This is a genomic window from Anaerosporobacter sp. (assembly GCF_965301125.1).
Window position 1 is genome coordinate 1 of sequence record NZ_CBDLAM010000232.1, and the last position, 5070, is coordinate 5070.

At 30.8% G+C, this 5070-nt stretch carries 9 protein-coding genes; 5 read left to right on the top strand and 4 right to left on the bottom strand.

The window, feature by feature from the left end; translation table 11 throughout:
* Window positions 1–336: 336 nt before the first annotated feature.
* Window positions 337–1131, bottom strand: a complete 795-nt coding sequence (gene proC / locus ACW2QF_RS17480) for a pyrroline-5-carboxylate reductase (RefSeq protein ID WP_455717300.1) — start codon at window positions 1129–1131, stop codon at window positions 337–339.
* A gap of 498 nt (window positions 1132–1629) precedes the next feature.
* Here proC and ACW2QF_RS17485 point away from each other — a divergent pair, with 498 nt between their 5' ends.
* The 3 genes from ACW2QF_RS17485 (at window position 1630) to ACW2QF_RS17495 (ending at window position 3079) form a co-directional block, all read left to right on the top strand.
* Window positions 1630–2328 (top strand): sensor histidine kinase, encoded by a 699-nt coding sequence (locus tag ACW2QF_RS17485; protein WP_455717301.1) that lies wholly within the window; start codon window positions 1630–1632, stop codon window positions 2326–2328.
* A gap of 227 nt (window positions 2329–2555) precedes the next feature.
* The gene (locus tag ACW2QF_RS17490) at window positions 2556–2861 is read left to right on the top strand and encodes a LytR/AlgR family response regulator transcription factor (protein ID WP_455717307.1); all 306 of its coding nucleotides are present in this window, start codon (window positions 2556–2558) and stop codon (window positions 2859–2861) included.
* A 2-nt stretch (window positions 2862–2863) separates the two neighbouring features.
* Window positions 2864–3079 carry a LytTR family transcriptional regulator DNA-binding domain-containing protein gene (locus tag ACW2QF_RS17495; protein WP_455717308.1) on the top strand — a complete coding sequence of 72 codons (216 nt, stop codon included), beginning with the start codon at window positions 2864–2866 and terminating at the stop codon, window positions 3077–3079.
* Window positions 3080–3088: 9 nt separating this feature from the next.
* On the opposite strand, the gene ACW2QF_RS17500 is transcribed toward ACW2QF_RS17495, so the two are convergent.
* From ACW2QF_RS17500 to ACW2QF_RS17510, 3 genes are all read right to left on the bottom strand, one after another.
* On the bottom strand, window positions 3089–3319 hold the full coding sequence (locus ACW2QF_RS17500) for a hypothetical protein (RefSeq protein ID WP_455717302.1): 231 nt from the start codon (window positions 3317–3319) through the stop codon (window positions 3089–3091).
* Between the two features lie 77 nt (window positions 3320–3396).
* Window positions 3397–3864 carry a hypothetical protein gene (locus ACW2QF_RS17505; RefSeq protein WP_455717303.1) on the bottom strand — a complete coding sequence of 156 codons (468 nt, stop codon included), beginning with the start codon at window positions 3862–3864 and terminating at the stop codon, window positions 3397–3399.
* 92 nt (window positions 3865–3956) lie between these two features.
* Window positions 3957–4199: a hypothetical protein gene (locus ACW2QF_RS17510; protein WP_455717304.1), complete on the bottom strand. Its 243-nt coding sequence runs from the start codon at window positions 4197–4199 to the stop codon at window positions 3957–3959.
* A 44-nt stretch (window positions 4200–4243) separates the two neighbouring features.
* Here ACW2QF_RS17510 and ACW2QF_RS17515 point away from each other — a divergent pair, with 44 nt between their 5' ends.
* Complete coding sequence (locus tag ACW2QF_RS17515; RefSeq protein WP_455717305.1) at window positions 4244–4624, top strand: hypothetical protein; 381 nt, start codon at window positions 4244–4246, stop codon at window positions 4622–4624.
* Window positions 4588–4860 (top strand): hypothetical protein, encoded by a 273-nt coding sequence (locus tag ACW2QF_RS17520; RefSeq protein ID WP_455717306.1) that lies wholly within the window; start codon window positions 4588–4590, stop codon window positions 4858–4860. The genes ACW2QF_RS17515 and ACW2QF_RS17520 overlap by 37 nt, the downstream gene beginning before the upstream one ends.
* Window positions 4861–5070: the final 210 nt, after the last annotated feature.

Genomic DNA, 5070 nt, shown 5'->3' on the forward strand with positions numbered 1-5070 from the left:
ATTTTTGTCCCTTTAAAATTAAATTCAATATAAGATGCTGAGTACCCCAGATATAGAATATCATCTTGCCAAGTATACCTACCCACTATATTTAAATTTTTATTATTCTTATCTAATATATTTTCCATAATGTAGAACCCCAATTCAATGATATAGTTATTATTTATAGCAATGATTTCTCATTATATTTATATACTAATTCATTATAATCACGTCTATAGACTTCAATAACATTATCTCTATAAGCGTCGTTCATAAAAAGTTTTGAATATAGTATTTCTCATAATCTATTTTCTATAAGCTACTTTCTGTAATATACCTTCTATAATCTATGTTCTATAAGCTTCTTGCTTTATCAATACAAGCCTTTACTGCTTCCATGACACTACTTCTAAAACCTTCTTTTTCAAGTACACGGACTGCTTCAATTGTTGTACCTGCTGGCGAACATACCATATCTTTTAATTCTCCTGGATGCTTTCCAGTCTCAAGGACCATTTTTGCACTTCCGAGTACTGCTTGACCTGCAAATGTATATGCTTTGTCACGTGGCATTCCTGCAGCTACAGCACCATCCGCCAATGCTTCAATAAACATAAAGACATATGCAGGTGAACTTCCACTTACTCCAACTACTGCATCCATTAGATTTTCAGTAACTACCTCAACTTTACCAAAACCAGATAAAATAGATGCCACCAACTCAGCCTCTTTCTCTGATACATTCTTGTTATAACACATAGCCGTAATTCCTTCACTTACTAATGCTGGTGTATTAGGCATAGTCCGTACAATCTTTACCTCACGTCCAAATGCTGCTTTTAGCCCATCTAAGGTTTGTCCAGGTGCTATTGTGATAATTATCTGGTTATCTTTAATAAGTTCCTTAATTTCGTCAATAACACTTGCGTAGAACTGAGGCTTAATGGAAAGGACTATAATTTCGGCTTGCTCAACTACCTCTTTATTATCTGTAGTAACATGAATGCCAAGTGTATTCTTAGCCTCCTCTAATGCTTTTATATTTAAATCTGAGGAAATAATATCATTACATGCAACAATATTATTCTTAATAATCCCACCTAACATAGCACTTGCCATGTGACCACAACATATAAATCCTAATTTCATTTTACTACCTCCATATATTTATAATTTATTTATATATTAGCTAAGTAATATAATAATCTTCAATTTTTATTATTTCTATAGGCAAGTATAGCATAAATTTATATAATAGAAAATTATGTATTTCAAATAAATTTATATTCATATAGAATATATGCCATGTACCATCTACCTCTCAATACCTGATGTTCCATTATCATTTTTCCCATTACAGCAAAGAGAAAGAGAATTGTAATTTCTATAACACTCAGAGTTAGAATTTTCAGGCATAGTCTATGCCACCAGCGTGATACCTTTTGATAGAGAATCAATTTCAAGTTTTTTTTGTTTATTCTCTGTGTTTCCAAATATTTTCCCATTATTAATATTAATACAGAGAATATAAGCAGATAATAACAAACTTCCTTTAAGCTGTATTGACTTATGTCAGGATGAAATTCCCATATAATATTGTCACTTGTATCACTTTTTGCTTCCCAACAGGGTGATCAAAATAAATTAATGGATAGTTTGTTACTAATAAATATATTTTTTACGACTCTTTTTCTAGTGTTGTTACTTTTTATCTATCAGCTTGGTTTATCTAAAGAACAGAATATACAACTTATAGAGCAATCTAAGCAATTTGAATTAGAAGAACAACAATATCAGAACATACTTAAATCCACTGAAGCCCTTCGTAAAATGAAACATGATATTGAAATTCATCTTGATGTAATTCAGACTTTATCTGAGAATAATGAATCCCAAAAATTAAAGGACTATATTCAAACTTATCACAATAAGTTGCAACAAACTCATTATTTACTTTCGACAGGAAACACTATAATTGATTGTATCCTATCTAGTAAACTCTTATATGCAGTACAGAATGGCATAACGATGGATTATTCTGTACTCGTTCCTGAACCGTTTCCTTTGGATTTAGTGGCATTTTCTTCTCTACTTGGTAACTTGCTTGACAATGCCATAGAAGCCTGTCAACGCTATACTGATTCCAATGCAAATAAAAAATCTTGGATCCTATTCTATATAAAACCTTATCACAACATGGTAATAATTCATAGTGAGAATACCTATAATAATATTGTCAAACAAAGAACTGATAAATCATTTATTTCTTCAAAAGAAGATGAGGGACATGGAATTGGGATAAAAAGAATAAAATCGATTGTCAATGGAGCAGACCGGTATTATTAATATCATACCTGAGGCAGAGAAATTCACCGTACATATTATGATTCCATTAAGAGAGGTACAAAATATTAAAAATTAAAATAACGATTATTGGAGATCAACTTGTAGAATTATATAGACTTACATCAGAATTACATAATTGGAGTGGAGACAAGCAATTAGAACTTGTACTTTTTTCTTATTTATCTGGAGAGTATTATTTTCTTAAAAATAGTCAATATGAATCTTTAATTTTTTTTCTTGATATTCAATTAAGCGGTATGAATGGCATTTCAATTGCAAAAATATTAAGAGTAAACGGCTATAATGGGAATATAATTTTTCTAACCGCTTTCCGTGAATACGTTTTTCAGGGATATGAGGTTCATGCACTTAACTATCTACTAAAGCCTATCACATTAGATTCCTTGAAGCCATGTATGGATGAAGTTGCAAGAGATTTGTCAGGTAATACATATGTATTCACAGTAGGTAAGAAATTATTCAGATTTCTTATACAAATATTCTTGTCTTCTCTAGCCATAATCATTATGTAGACATCTTCACAACTACTAAATCATACTCACATTATTCAACATTTGGCAATATTATAAGTTATCTCCTTAATGAATTTGTCCGCTGTCATCGTTGCTACATCGTAAACATGGCACATATATATAAGATTGTAGGAAACACTATGTTTTTATCTAATACTATGAAAGTTATGATAGGACGTTCTTATCGAGATCAAGTAATTTTACTCCTACAAATTTGAATTTGGCAATTAATCTTCTTTCAGTATACCTGATATCATAGCAGATGGACCAGCCTTGTATATATCTAATAAATTACCAATATGGTCTGCTAAATAGAGTTTTCCGCTAATTGCTGCAAATTTATCCCAATACGCACCACTATTTGAGGTTTCTAAATACTCTTTCTGTCTCAATTCGTTCGTTTCAAACAACGCCTGTTTTAATATATTTACTGATTCCTGATAATGTGCATTTATCATTGAACTAAAATCATAGAGTAGAATGTCATCATTGAAAGCCAATAGATGTGCAAACCCGTCATCAAATGTAATATGGCTTAGTTTTTTTCATATGTATCAGTAGCAACAGGATAATCAACATGAATGCAAATATGCGTTATTTCATGCGTTATCAATCTGATAATCATTGGTAATAAATCATCTCCAGTTTTTCCATAACTCAAAAATCTTATTAAATCAAAAATAATATATTCTCTTCCATCGTGTTCACGAACCATTGCATCATAAGGCGCTGGACAACCTACAGATAGTATTATATTCACATCATTTATTAAGTCTTTCCAACTGTGAAACAATGTCGAAAACAATTCTACATTATATGGCGTAAAATCCATTAAGGCTTCATACATTCTTATGTATAATTCTCTGACATTTTCTCTATATTCACTGTTAGGACTCTCAAAAATATATTCTCCACTATCCAATATGCTACTAAAGAGCCAATGATACTTAGAATCATCTTTTCCCATTAAATAGCTTTTAATCATAGAATCATCAATATTCATCTACTTCATCTCCATATCTTTTGATTTAATCTTGTTAACAAATTCCTATTTGTATCACTGGTATTATATCACTCACCTTTCTATATCACCACTTATTTTTCAACCTTAATATATTCAATCTCTTGTCCTGTTGTTTCGTTTATGTACTTCTTTCGATTACACACCTTTGGATTGGTTTCAACACTATGTAAAAACATTTCTATATATTCCAACATAATATAATCAACTTGTGCAGTGTCTAAGTTTCTACTACATAAATATTGGTGCTTTCCTTTTGTGTTAGAAATAAGTTCCTTTTTAATGTACTTGGTTATATATGCACTAACCTTTTTCATTTTTTAAATATGCTCTTGAAAAAGAATATATTACCAAAAATACTATGAACGATTTACAGGTATCAACTGCAATCATTGTTCAGCCAGAACGTAAGACCAAAGAAGAAGTTGTTTTCAATAAAGAACGTGACCTATTAAGAAATTACATGATAACAGATAAAGCAAATTATTATGATATTGCACCTTATGCTGTTTTGCTTTCTCTCCAATTAGGTTTAAGAGTTGGAGAATTGATTGCTTTGAAATGGTCTGATATTAACTACAAGAAAAATACAATCCACATTCAAAGACAAGAAGTTATTTATGATAAATACAATGATAAAATGGAAAAGGTCGCAAGTTCTGTACATGAAGTTGTTGAAACAAAAAGACACAAGCGGGCAATCGTGTGCTACCACTTACACCAGAAGCACTTTACATTTTAACACAAGTTAAATTTTGGAATGAAAGACATAATCTTAAAAGTGATTTCATATTTTTGAATGAAAACAGTCACAACTTCAATCGTCAACGTATTAACACTTGCTTATCCAGTTATCGCGATAAAGTTAACATTATCAAAAAATCTTCTCACAAAGTTCGTAGAAATGTTATTTCTAATCTGCTTGATAATTTAGCGAATAAGAATCAGTTCAGTTATTTGCAGGACATGAAGAATTAGAAACTACTTTAAATTCTTACTACATGGACATAACAGAAGATGAAGAATTATTGCTTGGAATGGTTGCTTGTTTGTAGTCAATCATAGGTCAATCAAAATTTTAAGACATAAAAAAAGCGGAAGTGCTGATTTTCAACACTTCCACAATTTTTGTTAATGAGACATCGGGGATTCGAACCCCGGACAACTTGATTAAAAGTCAAGTGCTCT

Excerpts from the sequence above, each read along its gene's own strand:
- proC (WP_455717300.1), bottom strand. The coding sequence starts at position 1,131 with ATGAAATTAGGATTTATATGTTGTGGTCACATGGCAAGTGCTATGTTA.
- ACW2QF_RS17485 (WP_455717301.1), top strand. The coding sequence starts at position 1,630 with ATGGATAGTTTGTTACTAATAAATATATTTTTTACGACTCTTTTTCTA.
- ACW2QF_RS17500 (WP_455717302.1), bottom strand. The coding sequence starts at position 3,319 with ATGATAAATGCACATTATCAGGAATCAGTAAATATATTAAAACAGGCG.
- ACW2QF_RS17505 (WP_455717303.1), bottom strand. The coding sequence starts at position 3,864 with ATGAATATTGATGATTCTATGATTAAAAGCTATTTAATGGGAAAAGAT.
- ACW2QF_RS17510 (WP_455717304.1), bottom strand. The coding sequence starts at position 4,199 with ATGAAAAAGGTTAGTGCATATATAACCAAGTACATTAAAAAGGAACTT.
- ACW2QF_RS17515 (WP_455717305.1), top strand. The coding sequence starts at position 4,244 with ATGAACGATTTACAGGTATCAACTGCAATCATTGTTCAGCCAGAACGT.